The organism is Blastococcus sp. KM273128 (genome assembly GCF_021698975.1).
Classification (GTDB): Bacteria; Actinomycetota; Actinomycetes; order Mycobacteriales; family Geodermatophilaceae; genus Blastococcus.
Map to the genome: position 1 here is coordinate 34,332 of NZ_SSXA01000045.1, position 18,622 is coordinate 52,953.

Annotated in this window: 17 protein-coding genes and 1 tRNA gene; 11 read left to right on the forward strand and 7 right to left on the reverse strand. The window is 75.5% G+C overall.

Translation table 11 applies throughout. From position 1 onward, the window contains the following. The first annotated feature begins 98 nt into the window (after window positions 1–98). The 3 genes from E9529_RS13745 to nudC are packed head-to-tail and all read left to right on the forward strand — an operon-like array spanning window position 99 to window position 3,654. Entirely contained in the window at window positions 99–1,409 is a 1,311-nt protein-coding gene (locus tag E9529_RS13745; RefSeq protein ID WP_236831722.1) for a pitrilysin family protein, read from the forward strand. Next, window positions 1,406–2,758: a pitrilysin family protein gene (locus E9529_RS13750; protein WP_236831723.1), complete on the forward strand. Its 1,353-nt coding sequence runs from the start codon at window positions 1,406–1,408 to the stop codon at window positions 2,756–2,758. Before E9529_RS13745 ends, E9529_RS13750 begins: the two co-directional genes overlap by 4 nt. Then, window positions 2,755–3,654: an NAD(+) diphosphatase gene (nudC, locus tag E9529_RS13755; RefSeq protein ID WP_236831724.1), complete on the forward strand. Its 900-nt coding sequence runs from the start codon at window positions 2,755–2,757 to the stop codon at window positions 3,652–3,654. Before E9529_RS13750 ends, nudC begins: the two co-directional genes overlap by 4 nt. Here the strand turns inward: nudC and E9529_RS13760 are convergent. The 3 genes from E9529_RS13760 to E9529_RS13770 form a co-directional block, all read right to left on the reverse strand. After that, window positions 3,647–4,198 (reverse strand): uridine kinase, encoded by a 552-nt coding sequence (locus E9529_RS13760; RefSeq protein WP_236831725.1) that lies wholly within the window; start codon window positions 4,196–4,198, stop codon window positions 3,647–3,649. The two genes, nudC and E9529_RS13760, sit on opposite strands and share 8 nt — an antisense overlap. A 95-nt stretch (window positions 4,199–4,293) precedes the next feature. After that, on the reverse strand, window positions 4,294–4,821 hold the full coding sequence (locus E9529_RS13765) for an ANTAR domain-containing protein (RefSeq protein ID WP_236831726.1): 528 nt from the start codon (window positions 4,819–4,821) through the stop codon (window positions 4,294–4,296). A 104-nt stretch (window positions 4,822–4,925) separates the two neighbouring features. Then, the gene (locus tag E9529_RS13770; protein ID WP_236827845.1) at window positions 4,926–5,192 is read right to left on the reverse strand and encodes a mycoredoxin; all 267 of its coding nucleotides are present in this window, start codon (window positions 5,190–5,192) and stop codon (window positions 4,926–4,928) included. Window positions 5,193–5,379: 187 nt separating this feature from the next. Between E9529_RS13770 and E9529_RS13775 the strand changes: the two genes are divergently transcribed. From E9529_RS13775 to E9529_RS13790, 4 genes are all read left to right on the forward strand, one after another. Beyond that, entirely contained in the window at window positions 5,380–7,374 is a 1,995-nt protein-coding gene (locus E9529_RS13775) for an ATP-dependent helicase (RefSeq protein ID WP_236831727.1), read from the forward strand. A gap of 196 nt (window positions 7,375–7,570) precedes the next feature. Next, on the forward strand, window positions 7,571–7,879 hold the full coding sequence (locus E9529_RS13780) for a hypothetical protein (RefSeq protein ID WP_236831728.1): 309 nt from the start codon (window positions 7,571–7,573) through the stop codon (window positions 7,877–7,879). A gap of 232 nt (window positions 7,880–8,111) precedes the next feature. Continuing rightward, window positions 8,112–8,366, forward strand: a complete 255-nt coding sequence (locus E9529_RS13785) for a WhiB family transcriptional regulator (protein WP_236831736.1) — start codon at window positions 8,112–8,114, stop codon at window positions 8,364–8,366. Between the two features lie 80 nt (window positions 8,367–8,446). Continuing rightward, entirely contained in the window at window positions 8,447–8,611 is a 165-nt protein-coding gene (locus E9529_RS13790) for a hypothetical protein (protein WP_236831729.1), read from the forward strand. A 187-nt stretch (window positions 8,612–8,798) separates the two neighbouring features. On the opposite strand, the gene E9529_RS13795 is transcribed toward E9529_RS13790, so the two are convergent. The 3 genes from E9529_RS13795 to E9529_RS22765 all read right to left on the reverse strand — a co-directional run bounded on the left by E9529_RS13795 (window position 8,799) and on the right by E9529_RS22765 (window position 11,623). Continuing rightward, window positions 8,799–10,121, reverse strand: a complete 1,323-nt coding sequence (locus tag E9529_RS13795) for an AarF/ABC1/UbiB kinase family protein (RefSeq protein WP_236831730.1) — start codon at window positions 10,119–10,121, stop codon at window positions 8,799–8,801. After that, complete coding sequence (locus tag E9529_RS13800) at window positions 10,118–11,296, reverse strand: thiamine biosynthesis protein ThiF (RefSeq protein ID WP_236831731.1); 1,179 nt, start codon at window positions 11,294–11,296, stop codon at window positions 10,118–10,120. Before E9529_RS13800 ends, E9529_RS13795 begins: the two co-directional genes overlap by 4 nt. 174 nt (window positions 11,297–11,470) lie before the next feature. Further along, on the reverse strand, window positions 11,471–11,623 hold the full coding sequence (locus E9529_RS22765; protein ID WP_012950213.1) for a DUF5679 domain-containing protein: 153 nt from the start codon (window positions 11,621–11,623) through the stop codon (window positions 11,471–11,473). Between the two features lie 398 nt (window positions 11,624–12,021). Here E9529_RS22765 and E9529_RS13810 point away from each other — a divergent pair, with 398 nt between their 5' ends. Continuing rightward, window positions 12,022–12,612, forward strand: a complete 591-nt coding sequence (locus E9529_RS13810; RefSeq protein ID WP_236831732.1) for a M48 family metallopeptidase — start codon at window positions 12,022–12,024, stop codon at window positions 12,610–12,612. A 4-nt stretch (window positions 12,613–12,616) separates the two neighbouring features. Here the strand turns inward: E9529_RS13810 and E9529_RS13815 are convergent, their stop codons facing one another. Next, window positions 12,617–14,008 carry a zinc-dependent metalloprotease gene (locus tag E9529_RS13815; RefSeq protein ID WP_236831733.1) on the reverse strand — a complete coding sequence of 464 codons (1,392 nt, stop codon included), beginning with the start codon at window positions 14,006–14,008 and terminating at the stop codon, window positions 12,617–12,619. A 129-nt stretch (window positions 14,009–14,137) separates the two neighbouring features. Here E9529_RS13815 and E9529_RS13820 point away from each other — a divergent pair, with 129 nt between their 5' ends. The 3 genes from E9529_RS13820 (at window position 14,138) to E9529_RS13830 (ending at window position 18,437) form a co-directional block, all read left to right on the forward strand. After that, window positions 14,138–15,160, forward strand: coding sequence for a PDZ domain-containing protein (locus tag E9529_RS13820; RefSeq protein WP_236831734.1), 1,023 nt, complete (start codon window positions 14,138–14,140; stop codon window positions 15,158–15,160). 155 nt (window positions 15,161–15,315) lie between these two features. Then, window positions 15,316–18,294 carry a UPF0182 family protein gene (locus E9529_RS13825; protein ID WP_236831737.1) on the forward strand — a complete coding sequence of 993 codons (2,979 nt, stop codon included), beginning with the start codon at window positions 15,316–15,318 and terminating at the stop codon, window positions 18,292–18,294. 66 nt (window positions 18,295–18,360) lie between these two features. Beyond that, window positions 18,361–18,437 (forward strand) — tRNA-Met (locus E9529_RS13830). The last annotated feature ends 185 nt before the right edge of the window (window positions 18,438–18,622 follow it).

Genomic DNA, 18,622 nt, shown 5'->3' on the forward strand with positions numbered 1-18,622 from the left:
TCCCGAGGAGGGACGCGGCCGCAGGGGCTCACCAGGGATGGGGACGGCAACTGGCCGCGGTGTCACCCGGAGGGTGACGTCGTCGTACTGTCGGGCGCGTGACTGCAGCTGGTACCGAACTGACCCTGCGGCACCCGATCGAACGGTTCACGCTGGACAACGGCCTGCGGGTGGTCCTCGCCCCCGACCGCAGCGTGCCGGTGGTGGCGGTGAGCGTCTACTACGACGTCGGGATGCGCAACGAACCCGAGGGGCGCACCGGCTTCGCGCACCTCTTCGAGCACATGATGTTCCAGGGGTCGGCGAACGTCGCGAAGATGGAGCACGCCCGGCTGGTGCAGGCCGCGGGCGGCACGTTCAACGGCTCCACGCACCAGGACTACACGAACTACTTCCAGGCGCTGCCCGCCGAGGCGCTGGAGCGCGCCCTCTTCCTCGAGGCCGACCGCATGGCCGCGCCGGCGATCACCGAGGAGAACCTCCGCAACCAGATCGACGTGGTCAAGGAGGAGATCCGGGTCAACGTGCTCAACCGGCCCTACGGCGCCTTCCCCTGGCTGCAGCTGCCGCAGGTCGCCTTCGACACGTTCGCCAACACCCACGACGGCTACGGGTCCTTCGTCGACCTGGAGTCCTCGACGGTGGCCGACGCGACCGACTTCTTCGACAAGTACTACGCGCCGGGCAACGCCGTGCTGTGCATCGGCGGCGACCTCGACGTCGGGGCCACCGAGGAGCTGGTCCGCCGCTGGTTCGGCCCGATCCCCGGCCGGCACGTCCCGCCGCTCCCGTACACCGGCGAGCCCTCGCCGACCACCGTCCGCTCCGCCGTCGTCGAGGACCGGCTGGCCCCGGCGCCGGCGCTCGCCCTCGGCTGGCGGGTGCCCGATCCGGTCGGCGACCTCGACACCTACCTGGGCAGCGTGCTGCTGGCCGAGCTGCTGAGCGAGGGCGACGCCTCCCGCCTGGAGAGCCGGCTGGTCCACGGCGACCGGATCGCGATCGCCCAGAGCAGCTACGTGGGCCTGTTCGGGGACCCCTTCGACGTCCGCGACGCCACCCTGCTCACCACCCAGGTGCACCACCCGGCCGCGGTGCCGGCCGAGCGCGTCATGGCCGCCGTCCACGAGGAGGTGGGCCGCATCGCCACCGAGGGCGTCGGCGCCGAGGAGCTGCGCCGGGTGCAGGCGCGCATCGAGGCGCAGCTGCTGCAGCAGGCCGACTCGGTGCTCGGCCGCACGCTGGCCTTCGCCGCAGCCGAGCTGGTCCACGGCCGCGCCGAGCTCGCCGGTGAGCTGGCAGCCCGGCTGGCCGCCGTGACCCCGGAGGCGGTGCAGGCCGCCGCCCGGGGGCTGGACCCGGGCACCGCCGCGGTGCTGGAGCTGCGACCGGCAGGAGGTGCCCGATGACCGCCGCCCTGATCCCCCCGCTGGGCGAGCCCCGGCCCCAGCCGGCCCCGGAGGCCGTCGAGACGACGCTGCCCAACGGGCTGCGCGTGGTCGTGGTGCCCCGGCCCGGTGTGCCCCTGGTCGAACTGCGCCTGCGGGTGCCGTTCGCGGCGGCCAGCGCCCGCAACGCCGGCGTGCACGCCGCGCGCGGCGCCGTCCTCTCCGGTGCGGTGCTGCTGGGCACGCAGCGGCACGACCAGGCCGAGGTCGCCCAGCTGCTGCAGGGCCACGGCGCCGAGCTGTCGGTGAGCACCGACGCCGACCGGCTGGTCTTCGGCACCACCCTGCTCCCCGGCGGGCTCGCCCCGGTGCTGGAGCTCCTCGCCGAGCTGCTGACCGACGCCGCCTACCCGGCCGGCCGCGTCGACGGCGAGCGCGACCGGCTCGCCGAGCGCATCGCGATCGCCCGCACGCAGCCCGGCACGATCGCCCGCTCCGCGCTGGCCGCCCGCCGGTACGGCGCCCACCCGTACGCCATCCAGCTGCCCGACGCCGACCTCGTGGCCGCCGTGCGCGCCCCTGCGCTGCGCCGGCTGCACCGGGAGCGGGTGCTCCCCGCGGGCAGCATCCTCGTGCTCGTCGGCGACCTGGACCCGGCGGCGGCCACCGCGACGGCCGCCGCCGCGCTCGAGGTCTGGAGCGGCAGCGGCACGGCGGTGCAGGCCCCGCCGGTCACCGAGCAGCCGGCGCAGGGCATCGAGCTGGTGCACCGGCCCGGCGCGGTGCAGTCCAACCTGCGCCTCGGTGGCCCGGCACCCGCACGCACCGACCCCGACCTCCCGGCGGCGCGGCTCGCCGCCATGGTCTACGGCGGGTACTTCTCCTCGCGGCTGGTCGAGAACATCCGGGAGCGGCGCGGCTACAGCTACAGCCCGCGCAGCGCGATCGACCACCAGCGCGCGGCGTCGTCCTTCCTCGTCGAGGCCGACGTCGCCACCGAGGTCACCGGCCCGGCGCTGCTGGAGACGCTCTACGAGCTGGGCCGCATGGCGCTGACCCCGGTCACCGAGGCCGAGCTGGACGCCGCCCGCCGGTACATCCTCGGCAGCATGGCGCTGAGCACCTCCACCCACGCCGGCCTGGCCAGCACGCTGTCGGCGCTGCTCGGCGTGGGGTTGCCGGCCGACTGGCTGAGCAGCCACCAGCGCGACCTCACCCAGGTCACCGTGGAGCAGGTGCAGGCCGCGGCCGCCCGCTACCTGGCGCCCGAGGCACTCACCGCCGTGGTCGTGGGCGACGCCGACCGGGTGGCCGCCGAGCTCGGCACCCTGGCGCCGGTCACCGTCACCGGGGGCGGCGGGCAGGAGTGACCACCGGCCCCGGCCCCGGCGACGACGGTCCGCTGCTGTCGCGCTCGGGGCACGATCGGGCGCACCTCGCCCGGACGCTGACCGATCCCGCCGGCGGCCGGCCGGTGCGGGTGCTCACGGTCGACGCCGCCCGCGCCGTGCCGGTCGAGGAGGGGCCCGCGGGACCCCGCCTGGTCTGGGACGAGCGGCCGGCCCTCCCCGCGGGCGCGGTGTTCCTCGGGGAGGCCGGGGGGGTGCCGTACGCGGCGGTGCGCGGGGAACGGGCGCTCACCGTCAACGGCCGGCCGGTCGACCGGTGGGCCGGGCTGCGCGAGGTCGGCGCGGACCTGGACGACCTGGACGCCGGTCTGCTGGCCCAGGCCGTCGGCATCCTCGAGTGGCACGAGCGCAACCGGTTCAGCCCGCTCACCGGCGTGGCGACGACGGTCGAGCGGGCCGGCTGGTCGCAGCGCGACCCCAGCACCGGCACCGAGTTCTTCCCGCGGGTCGACCCCGCGGTGATCATGCTGGTCCACGACGGCGGCGACCGCGTGGTGCTCGGCCGCCAGGCGACGTGGCCCCCGGGGCGGTTCTCCATCCTGGCCGGCTTCGTCGAGCCGGGGGAGTCCGCCGAGGCGGCGGTGGCCCGGGAGGTCGAGGAGGAGGTCGGGCTGCGCGTCACCGACATCCGCTACGTCGCCAGCCAGCCCTGGCCCTTCCCGCAGTCGCTCATGCTCGGGTTCGTCGCCCGGGCCGACGGCGACCAGCCGCTGCGCCTCGACCCGCACGAGATCGAGGAGGCGCGCTGGTTCACCCGCGAGGAACTGCGCAGCCGCGACGGTCAGCTGGCGGTGCCGCCGTCCATCTCGATCGCGAGGCACATCCTCGACCGCTGGTTGAACGACGAGCTCAGCTGAACCTCCCCTGCAGCACCAGCGCGGGGCGGTCGGGGTGGTCGGCCAGCACGACCGCGTCGGCGAGCGACACCGGGTCGACCTCCTCGTCGTACCGGTCGAACGCCGGCAGCTCCCAGGCCTGCTCCGGCGGCGTGCGGCGGGCCCGCGCGGCCGGCGCCATCCGCAGGTGCACGACGACGTCGAACGCCAGCCCGACCCCCTGCAGCAGCGATCCGGGCACGAGGAGCACGCCGTCGGCCGGTGCGGCCCGGCGGGGCAGCCGGGCCGAGCGGTCCCGCGCCAGGTCCCACAGCGCCGGGAGGTACTCCCCGGACCCGTCCGGTCCGACCGCGCCCAGCACCTCGCGGGTGAGCGCACCGGCGTCCAGCCAGTCGGTGTAGCGGGCGTCGGGATCGGTGCGGCCGTGCTCCAGCCGCAGCGACGCCGGCCGGTAGAACCCCACGGCGGGGACGACGACGGCGGCGCGCCCCAGCATCGGCAGCCGGCCGGCGACCGCGTCCGCCAGCGCACCGGGGTCCGCCGCGTCGGGTCCGTCGACGGCCACCCGCAGGGCGGTGGCGCCGGGCTCCGGGGAGACGTCGGCCAGCAGCGCGGCCAGGCGGTCGGCGAGGGCGCCGGGGGAGAGCGGCTCCGGACGGGTCAGGAGCGGCCGTCCGCGGTGGCGACGACGCCGCTGCGCACCGGCTCGGCCCGCGGCGCGGGCGGTGCCGTGGCCGCCGGGCCGGGAGCGGAGGCGGGTGGCGCGACGTCGGGCGCCAGGCTCCCGAGCACCTCGCGGGCCAGCTCCACCACGGGCCGGCCCTGCGTGCGGGCATCGCGGCGCAGCCCCTCGAACGCCGTCCGCGGGCTCGTGCCCTGCCGCTCGGCGAGCACCCCGATGGCCCGCTCGGTGGAGACCCGGGCGGCCAGCGCGTGCTCCAGCTGGGCCACGGTGCGCTCCAGCGCGGCGATGCGCGCGTCCACCGGGTCGGTGTCGTCCGGGGTGGCCCCGGGGCCGCGCGCGGAGCGCCGCGCGGACCGGTCCGGCTCCGGCAGCCCGCCCAGCTCGTCGGCCACGAGGTCGGCCAGGGTCATGCCCTCGACGACGTCCTCGACGGGCTCGCCGCCGGCCGGGCCGCCGGGCAGGGGGACGACCACCCAGCCGCGCACGGTCCGGGTCAGCGCCACCCGCGGCCGCTCCCCGGTCCCCGGGCAGGCCGCGAGCTCGGATCGGGTCGGCGCGTCGAGGGACACGCGCCCCTCGGGCGGCCTCGGACCGGGGACCACGGCGATCACGCCTCCGGGATGTGTGCCAGCTGGGCCTTCACCGCGTCGATGCTGGGGTTGGTCAGCGCGGTGCCGTCGGGGAAGACCAGCGTGGGGACGGTGCGGTTGCCCCCGTTGGCCTGCATGACCAGGTCCGCCGCCTGCGCGTCGGTCTCGATGTCGACCTCGGCGAACGCGATGCCCTCGCGCTGCATCAGCTTCTTGAGCCGCACGCAGTACCCGCACCACGTGGTGGTGTACATGGTGACGGCGGCGCCGGGGGTCGTGGTCATCGCGGGGAGTCTCCCTGTTCGTGCCTGGTCGGTCCAGCCCCGGGACGGGGTGGCGTGCTGCGTGGATGCCAACGTGGCGCCCCTGGGGATGCTTCCCGCCGTCCGTCGGTGCCGGCTGGGAGGATCGTCCGGGGAGCCGACGGCTCCCCGGAAGGTCCGGGACGACGAACGGGGAGGGACGCCGGCGATGGCGCACGCGGACGCGGAGGCCGTGCTCGACGGGCTGGACGACGAGCAGCGCGCGGCCGCCCAGGCGGTGTCGGGGCCGGTCTGCATCCTGGCCGGTGCCGGCACCGGCAAGACCCGCACGATCACCCACCGCATCGCCTACGGCGTGCACACCGGCACCTACGTCCCCGAGCAGGTGCTGGCGGTGACGTTCACCGCCCGGGCGGCCGGCGAGCTGCGCGCCCGCCTGGCCGCGCTCGACGTCGGCGGGGTGCAGGCGCGCACCTTCCACGCCGCCGCCATGCGCCAGCTGCGCTACTTCGCCCCCCGGGTGCTCGGCGGCCCGATGCCGGGGCTCATCGAGAACAAGCTGCGGGTGGTCGCCTCCGCGGCCACGCGGAACCGGCTGACCACCGACCGCACCACCCTCCGCGACCTCGCCAGCGAGATCGAGTGGGCCAAGACCACGCTGGCCACGCCCGAGGACTACCCGGCCCGCGCGAAGGCCGCCGGCCGCGAGGCCCCCTTCGAGCCGGCCGCGGTCGCCGCCGTCTACGCCAGCTACGAGCAGGCCAAGCAGCGCGACGGCGCCCTGGACTTCGAGGACCTCCTGCTGGTCACCGCCTTCGCGCTCGAGGAGCACCCGGACGTCGCCCGGCAGGTGCGCGCCCAGTACCGGCACTTCGTCGTCGACGAGTACCAGGACGTCAACCCGCTGCAGCAGCGGCTGCTCGACGCCTGGCTGGGCGGGCGCGCGGAGGTCTGCGTCGTCGGCGACCCGAACCAGACCATCTACTCCTTCACCGGCGCCGACCCGGACTACCTGCTCGGGTTCGCCGACCGCTACGCCGACGCGGCCGTGGTCAAGCTGGAGCGCGACTACCGCTCCACGCCGCAGGTGGTGGGGCTGGCCAACCGGCTGATCGGTCAGGCGCCGCCGCGCAAGGGGCTGCCGGGCCTGCGCCTGCTCGGCCAGCGCCCGCAGGGCCCCGAGCCCCGGTTCGCGGAGCACCCCGACGAGCCGGCGGAGGCTGCGGCGGTCGCGGCCCGCTGCAAGGCGCTCATCGACGACGGCACGCCCGCCGCCGAGATCGCGGTGCTGTTCCGCATCAACGCGCAGTCGCAGGTGTACGAGTCGGCGCTGGCCGACGCCGGGGTGCCCTACGTGCTCAAGGGCGGGGAGCGCTTCTTCGAGCGGCCCGAGGTGCGCGAGGCGGTGCTGCTGCTGCGCGGTGCGGCCGCCGGCGGCAACGAGCCCGGCATGCTCGTGCCCGCGGTCCGCGACGTGCTGGCCTCCACCGGGTGGGTCGAGCACCGCCCGCCGGCCGGGGGCGCGGCGCGGGACCGCTGGCAGTCCCTCGCCGCGCTGGTCGACCTCGCCGTCGACCTGGTCGCGGAGAACCCCTCCCTGGACCTCGCCGGCTTCGTCACCCACCTCGCCGAGCGGGCCGACGCGCAGCACGCACCCACCGTCCAGGGCGTGACCCTGGCGTCGATGCACGCGGCCAAGGGCCTGGAGTGGGACGTCGTGTTCGTCGTCGGGCTCGTCGACGGCGTGCTGCCGATCGCCCAGTCCCTCAGCCGCCCCGACGCGGTCGAGGAGGAGCGCCGGCTGCTGTACGTGGCGGTCACCCGCGCCCGCGAGCAGCTGACCCTCTCGTGGTCGCTGGCGCGCAACCCGGGTGGCCGGCGGGCCCGCCCGCGCAGCCGCTTCCTCGACGGGCTCGCGCCGGGCTCCGGGCCGACGGCGCCACCACCGCGCCGCCCGGCCAAGCGGGCCAAGGTGGTCCTGGAGGGCGAGGCGGGGGAGCTGTTCGAGCGGCTCCGGGCCTGGCGCAGCCAGACGGCGCAGGACGCCTCGGTGCCCGCCTACGTCGTCTTCTCCGACGCCACGCTGCAGGCCATCGCCGAGAGCCGGCCGGCCAGCCTCCGGGAGCTGTCCGGGCTGCCCGGTATCGGGGCCCGCAAGCTCGAGCTCTACGGCGCCGACGTGCTGGCGACCGTCAGCGGCTGAGCCGGTGAGGAGACCGTCGCCCACGGCGACGGCAGGCGGTTCCGAGACCGACCCGGGCACCCCCGCGGAGGAACCGCGGTTAATTCGATTGACCGTCCCGAGGGGCGGCCCTAGTGTCCCGTTCCACACGCGCTGCACCCCCGCGGCGAGCCTGGCCGAGCGGCCGGGACGCGAGAGAGGAAGGAGGGGGTCCCCGATGACGATCACCACGACGATCACGGCTGCCTCCGCCGACCTCCTCGGCCTGGGCGGCGTCGACGCGCGCACGGGTGGCCTGATCATGACCGGTCCCGCCGCCCAGCACGAGGGCACCGGTCTGTCCTCCGCCTGCCGCGGTGAGTGGACCTCCGTCCTCGGTGGGGACGCCGGCACCGACCGCGCCGCCGCCTTCGACCGGCGCCCCAAGTCGCTCCGCACCGTCGAGCGCCCCTTCGTGCCCACCTACCTGCCCCAGCACGACGGCACCACCCTCGGGATCCGTTCCCCCGGGAGACCGCTGAGCTAGCCGCTCGCCGGTCCTCCTCGAGGCCGCGGAACCCGAACCCCGGGATCCGCGGCCATTTCTCTGCCCTCTCCGCGGCACCCGGCCCGACTTCGGTCGGCGGGCCACCGCCGGCCGTACACGACCAGTACGAGGAGGAGCGGCAGTGCAGCAGACGATCGACCGCCCGACGTCCTACCGCCGGCCCGGGCTCCCGCGGACCGGCGGGCCGACCACCCGGCGGCCGCGCCCGGCTCTGCCCCCGGGACCGGTGCGGCGCCCCCTGCCGTGCCGGGTCGAGGACCCCGAGCTGTGGTTCGCCGAGAGCCCGTCGCAGCTGGAGCTCGCCAAGAGCTTCTGCGGCGACTGCCCGGTGCGGGAGGCGTGCCTGGCCGGCGCGCTCTCCCGGGCCGAGCCATGGGGCGTCTGGGGCGGCGAGATCTTCGACCGGGGGGTCGTGATCGCCCGCAAGCGGCCACGTGGCCGTCCCCGGAAGGTCGTCGCGGCGTGAGCCGGCGGCCATCCCCAGCCCGTAAGCACATGACCAGCAGTCCCGAGCTCCCGACCGGGAGCCGACCGAAGGATCCCGCGATGTACATGTTCGAGCCCGACATGGCCCGCAGCCGCATGAGCGAACTGCAGGCCGAGGCGATGGCCGCGTCCCGCGCCCGTCGTCTGTACCTGGCGCGGCGTGCCTCCCGGCGCGCCGAGCGTGCGGTCCGCCGGGCCGCGCGCGCCAGCGCCGCCGTCTTCTGAGCACACCGCGGTCCTCCGGACCGCACCGCCGCCACGTGCCGTCCCCGGTGACGTGGAGCCGGTCAGTCGTGCCTGCGCGGAGCCCTCCGGGCCCCACTCGGCACGACCGCACCGCCGCCACGTGCCGTCCCCCGGTGACGTGGAGCGACGAGCCGCACCGGGCGGGGCCTTCGGGCCCCGCCCGGTGCTACTTCTCGAAGCCGGGGAGCCACTCCTCGAGCACCGCGCGCCAGTCGGCCTCGGCGTCGAGCTGGCACAGCACGCCGATCGAGCCGATCGTCACCCGGTGGATCAGCAGGTAGGCCGGCGGCAGATTCAGCTGCCGGCCCAGCCGGTTGGCCTCCGTCCGCGGGTCACCGATCCGCATCGCCTGCTCCTGCATCCAGGCACGGGTGAAGCGGAAGCGGTCGGTGGCGATCGGCTCCAGCAGCGGGAGCAGGTAGTCCAGCACCGCCTCCGGGTCGACCTGCACCCCCGGCCGCACGAAGCCCTCTGCGCGCAGGTCGGCCAGCACCTCCGCCGCGCGTCCCTCCAGGGCCCACCGCACCAGCCGGCCGATCGGCTCCGGGTGGCCGTCCGGCAGCCGGGCGGTCGCGCCGAAGTCGATGACGCCGAGGCGCCCGTCGGGCAGCAGCCGGAAGTTGCCCGGGTGCGGGTCGGCGTGCAGCAGGCCGGCGCGCTGCGGCCCGGAGAAGTGCAGCGTCGCCAGCAGCCGGCCGGCGCGGTCGCGCTGCTCCCGGCTCCCCGTGGCGATGATCCGGGACAGCGGCGTCCCCTCGATCCACTCGGAGACGACGACCTTGGGCGCACTGGCCACGATGCGGGGCACGGCGATCTCCGGATCACCGGCGTAGGCGGCCGCGAACGCCCGCTGGGCATCGGCCTCGAGGCCGTAGTCGAGCTCCTCCACCACCCGGGCCTTGAGCTCGGCGATCAGCGGCTTGACGTCCAGCCCGGGAAAAACCGACGCGAACAGGCGGGCGAAGCGGGCCAGCTGGTTGAGGTCGCTCATCAGCGCCGTCGCGGCCCCGGGGTACTGGATCTTGACCGCGACGTCGCGGCCGTCCCGCCAGGTCGCGCGGTGCACCTGGCCGATGCTGGCCGCCGCGGCGGGGGCGTCGTCGAACTCGGCGAAGCGCTGGCGCCAGGTGCCGCCCAGCTGCTGGGCGAGGACCGCGTGCACGGTCCGCACCGGCATCGGGGGCGCCTCCTCCTGCAGCTTGGTGAGCGCCTCGCGGTACGGCGCCGCCATCTCCTCGGGAACGGCCGCCTCGAACACCGACAGCGTCTGGCCGAGCTTCATGGCGCCGCCCTTGAGCTGGCCCAGCACGGCGAACAGCTGCTCGGCGGTGCGCTGCTGCAGCTCGGCGTTCACCGCCTCGGCCGGGCGGCCGGACATCCGCTTGCCGATCCCCAGGGTGGCGCGCCCCGCGGCACCCAGGGGCAGGGAGGCCAGGCGCGCGGTGCGCGCGACCGACCCCCGTGGCATCGCCGGTCGCTCGTCGCTCACACGTCCTCCTCGCCGGCGGCCGGCCGGAGCGGCGCCGTGTCGTGCCCGGTGAGCCCGAGAGCTCGGTCTCCGGACATTGTCGCCCTCCCGGCGGGGCTCCCGCCGGGAGGGCGTGCCCCACCCTCCCCGGACGGGTCGTCCCCGGCGACCGCGGCCCCGCAGCCGCACGACGGGTGCGGGGGCCATCGGCGCAGGTGGGGCAGGAGGTCGGGCGGGCGCAGCTCCACGGTGGCGTCGAGGGTGACCGGTGCTCCGCGCCCGTCGATGCAGGCCAGCACCTGGCCGGCCGCGAGCACCGCGGTGAGCAGGCAGGTGAGGGTGGCGCCGCTGGGCGGTGGCTCGGCGGCGGTCAGCTGGGCCGCGAGCCGGGGCCAGCGCGGATCGGCGTCCCGGCGGTGCAGGTCGGCGCAGCGCAGGCAGCTGCTGGCACCCGGGACGACCAGGGGGCCGACGACGCCGGTCTCCCCGCGCACGGTCGCCACCAGGTGCGGGCCCGGGACCGGGGGCTCCACCGGGTCCGAGGCGGCCCACGGCCGGGTGAGGACGACGAGGTCGGGGCGGAGACCGGCCGGCAGCGGCCCCAGGTCGGTCAGCGGGCTCGCCCGGCGGACCGCGTCGGCCGCGGCCACCGCCCGGGGCCGGCCCTCGTCCGCGGCGGTCAGGCCGCCCACCACGGCATCGGCGGCGGTGGTCACGCCTGCGTCCCGCACCACCACGCGGCCCACGCCGCTGGCGGCCAGCACCGCGGCCAGCGGGGTGCCCACGCGCGTGGCGCCCTCGACCACCACCGTCGCCCGGCGCCGCGCGCGCCACCCCCCGGCGCCGAGGGAGGAACCGGCCGAGGGCAGCTCCACCGCGGCGCGCGCCGCGGCCGCCGGGCCGGGGTCGAGGGCGAGCAGGTCGGCGGGGTCGAGGTCGTGGACCAGGCCGGCGGTGCGGAGGGCGTCGACCGCGGCGTCCACGAGGTCCGGTGGCACGCCCTCCCCGGCGGCCTCGGCCCGGACCGTGCGCCGCGACCGGCGGCCGTCGAGGGCGCGCAGCACGGGCGCCAGCCCCGCGGCGGGCGCCAGGAGCAGCCCGTCGGTGGAGTCCACGCCGCCGACCTGGACGCTCCCGGCGCCCCCGGCGAGCAGCGGGGTGGCGGCGGGGAGGAGGGGATGGGCGTTGTCGCTCACCCGGGCAGGGTGGCAGCCGGGCCGCCGCCCCGGCGTCCGTCGTCCACAGGCCCACGACGACGGCGGCGCCCCCGCAGGGGACGCCGCCGACCGCTACTGCATGGAACGGCCACCCTCCAGGGGCCCGCGCCGAGCCTGCGAGGTGCGGGGAGGAGGGTGGTCCTTTCTCCTTCTTCAGGCCTTGCCGAGGATCCGGTTCATCTTGGTGCCGCAGACGGGGCAGGTGCCCTGCGCCATGCGGCGCCCGGACTCGCTCACCTTGACCTCGCCGTCGAAGTCGCGCTTCTCCTTGCACTTCACGCAGTAGCCGTTGTAGCTCTCCGCCACGGGATCTCCTCGTCTCCGGGGCGCCCCGGCTCGCACGCCGGGCGCCGTTCGCGAGAACGCTACCCGCGGCTCCGTGCCCCGACCCCCGCTGCCGTGCCCGTCCCGGAGCGCCCGAGGCGACGCGTTCCCCACAGCTGTGGACGGAGCTGTGGATGCCATGGGGACGGCGTGGCGTGTCGCTGTGCGGAACCGGGGGACGGGCCGGGGACGCGTTGCCCGGTGTGACCGGGGACGGCCCGCCGACCTGCGCAGACGCCCCCGGAAGGGTGTGGAACCCCGCCCCCGGGCGGTCTCGTCACCGGGTGGAGCGGCGGTCGTGTCCACCGTCCGTGCGACCTGCACCCGAGCGGGTGTCCCCGCGCAGGCGCCGCGCCCGGCCGTTGCCCTACGGTCTCCTCGTGCCCGGAACGACTCCTCCTGCGAGCGCCCTGCCTGAGCCGGCGGACGGCGACGTCGTGGAGGTCCGGCGCAGCAGCCGCCGCCGGCGCACGGTGACCGCCTACCGCGAGCTGGGGCGCACCGTGGTGCTCATCCCGGCGGCGTTCAGCCCGGCCGAGGAGCAGCGCTGGGTCGAGCAGATGGTCGCCAAGCTGCGCACCCGTGAGGAGCGGCGCAAGCGCTCGCTCGGGGGCGACGCCGAGCTCTTGGCGCGGGCCCGGGCGCTGTCGGCCGCCCACCTCGACGGCCTGGCCGAGCCGGCCAGCGTGCGGTGGGTGGACAACCAGCACCGCCGCTGGGGCTCCTGCACGCCGGCGGACCGGACGATCCGGCTCTCCAGCCGGCTGCGCTCGATGCCGGAGTACGTCGTCGACTACGTGCTGGTGCACGAGCTGGTGCACCTGCTCGAGCCCGGGCACGACGAGCGGTTCTGGGCGCTGGTGGCGCAGTACCCGCGGGCGGAGCGGGCGCGCGGCTTCCTGGAGGGCGTCGAGCTGGCGTCCACCGCGGGGGCGGCGGGCGCCGACCCGCTCCCCGACGTGGACGCCTGAGCCGCTACCCCTCGGCGCCCGGCTCCCGCCGGTCCTCGTCCTCGTCGCCGGGCTGCTGCTGCGGTGCCTGCTGCGCGTCGTCGGCGGTCAGCGCGGCCAGTTCGTCGTCCATCCCCTGGCGGGCGACGAAGTCCAAGGGCTCGTCGAGGTCCTCCGACGTCGGCAGCAGGTCGGGGTGGGACCACAGCCGGTCCCGCTCCGCGCTGCCGTGCTGCTGGGCCATCGCCCCCCACACCGTCGCCGCGTCGCGCAGCCGGCGCGGCCGCAGCTGGAGGCCGACCAGCGTGGCGAAGGTCTGCTCGGCGGGGCCGCCGGACGCCCGGCGCCGGCGCATCGTCTCGGCGAGCGCGGCGTGCCCGGGCAGCCGGTCACCCGCGGCGGCGGCGACGACGGCGTCCACCCAGCCCTCGACGAGGGCCAGCAGGGTCTCCAGCCGCCGCAGCGCCATCTGCTGCTCGGGGGTCTCCTCGGGCTCGAGGACGCCGCTGCCGAGCAGGCGCTGGATGCTCTCCGGGTCGCTGGGGTCCAGCCCGCCGCCCATGCCGCCGGCCATCGCCTCGTTGATGCCCCGCTCGATCGCCTCGCGGTCGATGGTGATGCCTCGGGCGTAGGCGTGCACGGCGTCCTGGAGCTGCTGGCGCAGCCACGGGACGTGGGCGAACAGCCGCTGGGACGAGGCCTCCCGCAGCGCCACGAAGAGCCGGACCTCGTCGGCGGGGCGGTCGAGGCCCTCGGCGAAGGCAGCCAGGTTCTGCGGCACGAGCACGCCGGTGCCGGCGGGCGCCAGGGGGAGGCCGACGTCGGTGCTGGTGAGCACCTCACCGGCCAGCGAGCCGAGCGCCTGGCCGACCTGGGCGCCGAACATCATCCCGCCCATCCGGCCCATGATCCCGGCGATCGGGCCGAAGGACATCGCCGCCTCCTCGGGCAGGGCGCTCGTCATCGCCGCCACCACGCGTTCGGCCAGCGGGTCGATCAGGGCCGCCCAGGCGGCCTGGGTCTGCTCCACCCACTCCACCCGCGACCACGCCGCGGTGCGCTCGATGCCCGAGGGGAGCTCGGTGACCTGGTCCAGCCAGAGGTCGGCCAGCCGCAGCGACTCGGCGGCCGCGGCGCGCTCCTGCTCCGACGTGGGCTGGTGCCCGGCGGCGAGCTGGCTGATCGCGCCCTGCCGGGCGAGGTCCCAGTTGACCGGGCCGCCCGACCAGTTCATGAGCTTCTGCAGCTCGGCGAACAGCGGCATCTTCCCGAGCACGTCCTCGGGCGAGCCGCCGCCGGCCATGCCGCCGAAGAGGGCGCCGAGGCCGAACGGGTCACCCCCCTGGTCCCCGCGGCCGGGCTCGCGGCGCTCGGGGTCGCGGTCGGGCGGGCCGAAGCCGAACGGGATGTCGCTCATGCACCCACGGTAGACGTGCGATCTTGCGCCGGCGAAGGCGTTCGCTGGGAGCGGATGGCCCCCTGCGGGGCCCATCGGAAGCCGGCGAGCGGTGGGGGGCGGGGGGTCCTTCACCTAGGCTCGCGCCTCGTGACCCGTCGCAACGCCGTGCTCAGCGTGGGCGCCGTGCTCCTGCTGCTGTTCGGCGTGCTCGGCACGACCGTGCCCGTGCCCTACGTCGCCCAGGTGCCCGGCCCCACCTTCGACACGCTCGGGGAGGTCGACGGCGAGCCGATCATCGTGGTCGAGGGGCGGGAGCGCAACGACGTGGAGGGTGACCTCAACCTGACCACCGTCGGCGTCAGCCGCGGCGGGCTCAGCCTCGTGCAGGCGGTCCGCGGCTGGTTCGACGACGAGGTCAGCGTCGTCCCCGAGGAGACGGTCTACCCGCCCGACCGCACCGAGGAGGAGACCCGGGAGGTCAACCGCCAGGCCTTCGTCACCTCGGAGCAGGCGGCGGAGAGCGTCGCCCTCGGCGAGCTCGGCTACCCGGAGAAGGTGGTCGTGCGGGGCGTCGCCGAGGGGTCGCCGTCGGAGGGGCAGCTCGAGGAGGGGGACGCCCTGGAGACGGTCGACGGCCGCCCGGTGCCCGACTCCGCGGTGCTCGCCGACGTCCTGACCGGTATCCCGCCCGGCACGGAGGTCACCGTCGGCTACACGCGGCTGGGCGAGCCGGGCACCGCCACGATCACGACGCAGGCGGCCGAGGAGCGGGCCGGCTCGCTGCTGGGCGTCAGCGTCCTCGACCAGCCCTCGGCCCCGTTCGACGTCGACATCCAGGTGGCCGACGTCGGCGGCCCGTCGGCGGGGCTGATGCTCACCCTCGGGATCCTCGACCTGGTGGGGGAGGAGGACCTGACCGGCGGCGCCGCGATCGCCGGCACCGGGACCATCGACCTCGCCGGCAACGTCGGCCCCATCGGCGGGATCGCGCTGAAGATGGTGGCCGCCCGCGACATCGGGGCAGACGTCTTCCTCGTCCCCGCCGCCAACTGCGCCGAGGCGCTGGCTGCGCCCGACACCGGTGTGCCGATGGCGCGCGTCGCCACGCTGGACGACGCCCTGACGGCCCTCGCCGACGTCCGCGCCGGCCGGGCACCGGAGGGCTGCTGACCCCCGGCGCCCCGACCTGCCCCGGGAACCCCGCGCCGTCCGGTGCGTTGTCCATGAGGCCGGGCTCGCCCGGCGTCGCACCACCCGACCCCCTGCGGTCGATCGTCGCGCGGCCGAGAGGCCGCTCCTGCAACTGAAGGAGACCGCTCGTGGCCATGCGGCCCCCCGTGCCGGTACCGACGCTGTCGCGGCGCGCGAAGCTGGTCATCGGCGCCATCGCCGTGCTGCTGGTGCTGTTCACCGCCGTCGGCACCCTCACCAACGTCTACGTCGACTACCTGTGGTTCGACGAGACCGGCTTCACCGAGGTGTTCTGGACCGAGCTCCAGGCCCGCGCGCTGCTGTTCGCCGTGGCGGGCGTGGCGACCGGCGGGCTCACCGCGCTGGCCATGTACCTGGCCTACCGCTTCCGCCCCACGTTCCGCCCCATGTCGCTCGAGCAGCAGAACCTCGAGCGCTACCGGCAGTCCCTGGAGCCGCGGCGCGGCCTGGTGCTCACCGGCATCGCCGTCGTCCTCGGCCTGTTCGCCGGTTTCACCGCGCAGAGCAGCTGGGAGACCTGGCTGTCGTTCCGCAACAGCACCGACTTCGGCCGCACCGACCCGCAGTTCGGCGTCGACCTGTCGTTCTTCGTCTTCGACTACCCCTTCTACCGGCTGCTGCTGGGCTTCGGGTTCGCGGTCGTCATCCTGGCCCTCATCGGCTCGCTGCTGACCCACTACGTGTTCGGCGGGCTGCGGCTGCAGACCCCGGGCCAGAAGCTGACCGGCGCCGCCCGGGTGCAGCTGTCGGTCCTGCTGGGTGTCTTCCTCGCCCTCAAGGCCGTCGCCTACTGGCTGGACCGGTACGGGCTGGTCTACTCCAACCGCGGTGACGTGTTCACCGGTGCCAGCTACACCGACGTCAACGCGCTGCTGACGCCCAAGACGATCCTGGTCTTCGTCGCCGCGGTCTGCGCCCTGGCGTTCTTCGCCAACATCGTCGTCCGCAACTTCCTCCTGCCGGCCGCGGCCCTGGTGCTGCTGCTGGTCTCGAGCCTGGCGATCGGCGTGGCCTACCCGGCCGTCGTGCAGCAGTTCGTCGTCGGCCCGAGCGCCAACGAGAAGGAGGCGCCCTACATCGACCGGGCGATCGCGGCGACGCGGGACGCCTACGACCTGGCGGACATCGACTACGTCGACTACGCGCAGGACGCGACCGGTGACGAGGTCGACCCCGAGGCGGCCCTGGGGGACCTCCGGCAGGACTCCGAGACCATCCCGAACGCACGGCTGCTGGACCCGAACGTCCTCTCCGACACGTTCACCGCACGCCAGCAGATCCGCAACGTGTACGGCTTCCCCGAGAAGCTGGACATCGACCGCTACACGATCGACGGCGAGACCCGCGACTACGTCGTGGCGGTGCGGGAGCTCAACAGCTCGGGGCTGTCCGAGAACCAGGACACCTGGATCAACCGGCACACCGTCTACACGCACGGCAACGGGTTCGTGGCCGCGCCGGCCAACGAGGTCGTCGCCGGCCAGGAGGGCGGCGAACCGCGGTTCACCACCCGGGACCTGCCCACCCGCGGGAACATCGACGTCGACGAGCCGCGCATCTACTACGGGGAGCTGATCGAGCGCAACGGGCAGGACGTGTACTCCGTGGTCGGGGCCCCCGAGGGTGCCGCGCCGCGCGAGTTCGACCAGCCCGAGGGTGGCTCGGACGAGCGGCAGCTGAACAACACGTACGCCGGCGAGGGCGGCGTCGAGATCGGCAGCTTCTTCCGGCAGCTGACCTTCGCGATCCACTACCGCGAGCGCAACTTCCTGCTGTCCAGCGCCGTCAACGAGGAGTCCAAGGTCCTCTTCGTCCGCAACCCGCGGGACCGGGTGGAGAAGGTCGCGCCGTTCCTCGAGGTCGACGGCGACCCGTACCCCGCGGTCATCGACGGCGAGATCAAGTGGATCCTCGACGGCTACACGACGTCGGACTCCTACCCCTACGCCGAGCAGACGCAGCTGGGAGAGGTCGCCGCGGACGCGCTGACCGGCACGGGCACGACGGCGCTGCCGAACGAGACGGTCAACTACATCCGGAACTCGGTGAAGGCGACGGTCGACGCCTACGACGGCACCGTGACGCTGTACGAGTGGGACACCGAGGACCCGGTCCTCCAGACCTTCCGCAAGGCGTTCCCCGGCGTCGTCGAGCCCCGCGAGGCGATGCCCGAGGAGCTCGTCGACCACGTGCGGTACCCGGAGGACCTGTTCAAGGTGCAGCGGGACATCCTGACCCGCTACCACGTCGACGACCCGCAGGCCTTCTACAGCGGCAACAACCGCTGGCAGGTACCCGACGACCCGACGCAGAACACCGACCAGCCGCAGCCGGCGTACTTCATCCTCGCCGAGCGGCCCGGTGAGGAGGGTGCGTCCTTCCAGCTGACCAGCGCGCTGAACGCCTTCAACCGGCAGAACCTGTCGGCGTTCGTCTCGGCGTCCAGCGACCCGGAGACCTACGGGCAGCTGCAGGTGCTGAGGCTCCCGGGCAACACGCCGTTCCGCGGGCCGCAGCAGGTGCAGCAGTCGTTCAACACCAACGACGAGGTCGCCCGTGACCTGAACCTCTTCCGGGGCGCGGACTCCACGCCGGTGTTCGGCAACCTGCTCACCCTGCCGATCGGCGACGGCGGGCTGCTCTACGTGCAGCCGCTCTACGTCGAGGGCACCGGGGAGAACTCCTTCCCGCTGCTGCGCAAGGTGCTGGTGAACTACGGCGACCGGGTCGGCTACGCCGACACGCTGGCCGAGGCGCTGGACCAGGTCTTCGGGCCGGGGGCCGGGGAGTCGGCCGTCGACAGCGACGACACCGGTGCCGACGGCGACGCCTCCGGCGACCTGCCGGAGACGCCGGAGACCCCGGCCCCGGACACGCCGACGCCGGTCGATCCGCCGGCCGACGGTGGCGGGGACGCCCCGAGCACCCCGGAGATGGCGGACGCGGTGGCCGACATCAACGCGGCGCTCGAGGCGCTGGCCACCGCCCAGCGCGACGGCGACTTCGCCGGCCAGGGTCAGGCGCTCGAGGACCTGCAGGCGGCCGTCACCGCCTACCAGGAGGCGCAGCGGGCAGCAGCCGGCACCGACTGACGGCCTCCCGGGCGGTGGGCGCCCCGGCGCCCACCGCCCGGGAGCTGGTAGGCTGTTCCTCACCGACGCGGGGTGGAGCAGCTCGGTAGCTCGCTGGGCTCATAACCCAGAGGTCGCAGGTTCGAATCCTGTCCCCGCTACCACCACGAAGGCCCGGCCCCCCAGGGGGCCGGGCCTTCGTCGTGCTCGGGGTCCGCCGCCGGGCGGCGGCGGGTCAGCGCGCGTGGACGGGATCGGTGCGCTCGCGTGCCCGGTGGTCCTCCTGCCGGGGCGTGCGGCGGTAGGGCGTCGGGCGCGGCCGCCCGGGCGTCGCGGGGGAGGGCACGCG

Bases quoted from the DNA above. Each gene is read 5' to 3' on its own strand.
- E9529_RS13790 (WP_236831729.1), top strand. From the start codon at position 8,447: ATGTACATGTTCGAGCCCGACATGGCCCGCAGCCGCATGAGCGAACTG.
- E9529_RS13825 (WP_236831737.1), top strand. From the start codon at position 15,316: ATGCGGCCCCCCGTGCCGGTACCGACGCTGTCGCGGCGCGCGAAGCTG.
- E9529_RS13775 (WP_236831727.1), top strand. From the start codon at position 5,380: ATGGCGCACGCGGACGCGGAGGCCGTGCTCGACGGGCTGGACGACGAG.
- E9529_RS13780 (WP_236831728.1), top strand. From the start codon at position 7,571: ATGACGATCACCACGACGATCACGGCTGCCTCCGCCGACCTCCTCGGC.
- E9529_RS13750 (WP_236831723.1), top strand. From the start codon at position 1,406: ATGACCGCCGCCCTGATCCCCCCGCTGGGCGAGCCCCGGCCCCAGCCG.
- E9529_RS13815 (WP_236831733.1), bottom strand. From the start codon at position 14,008: ATGAGCGACATCCCGTTCGGCTTCGGCCCGCCCGACCGCGACCCCGAG.
- E9529_RS13770 (WP_236827845.1), bottom strand. From the start codon at position 5,192: ATGACCACGACCCCCGGCGCCGCCGTCACCATGTACACCACCACGTGG.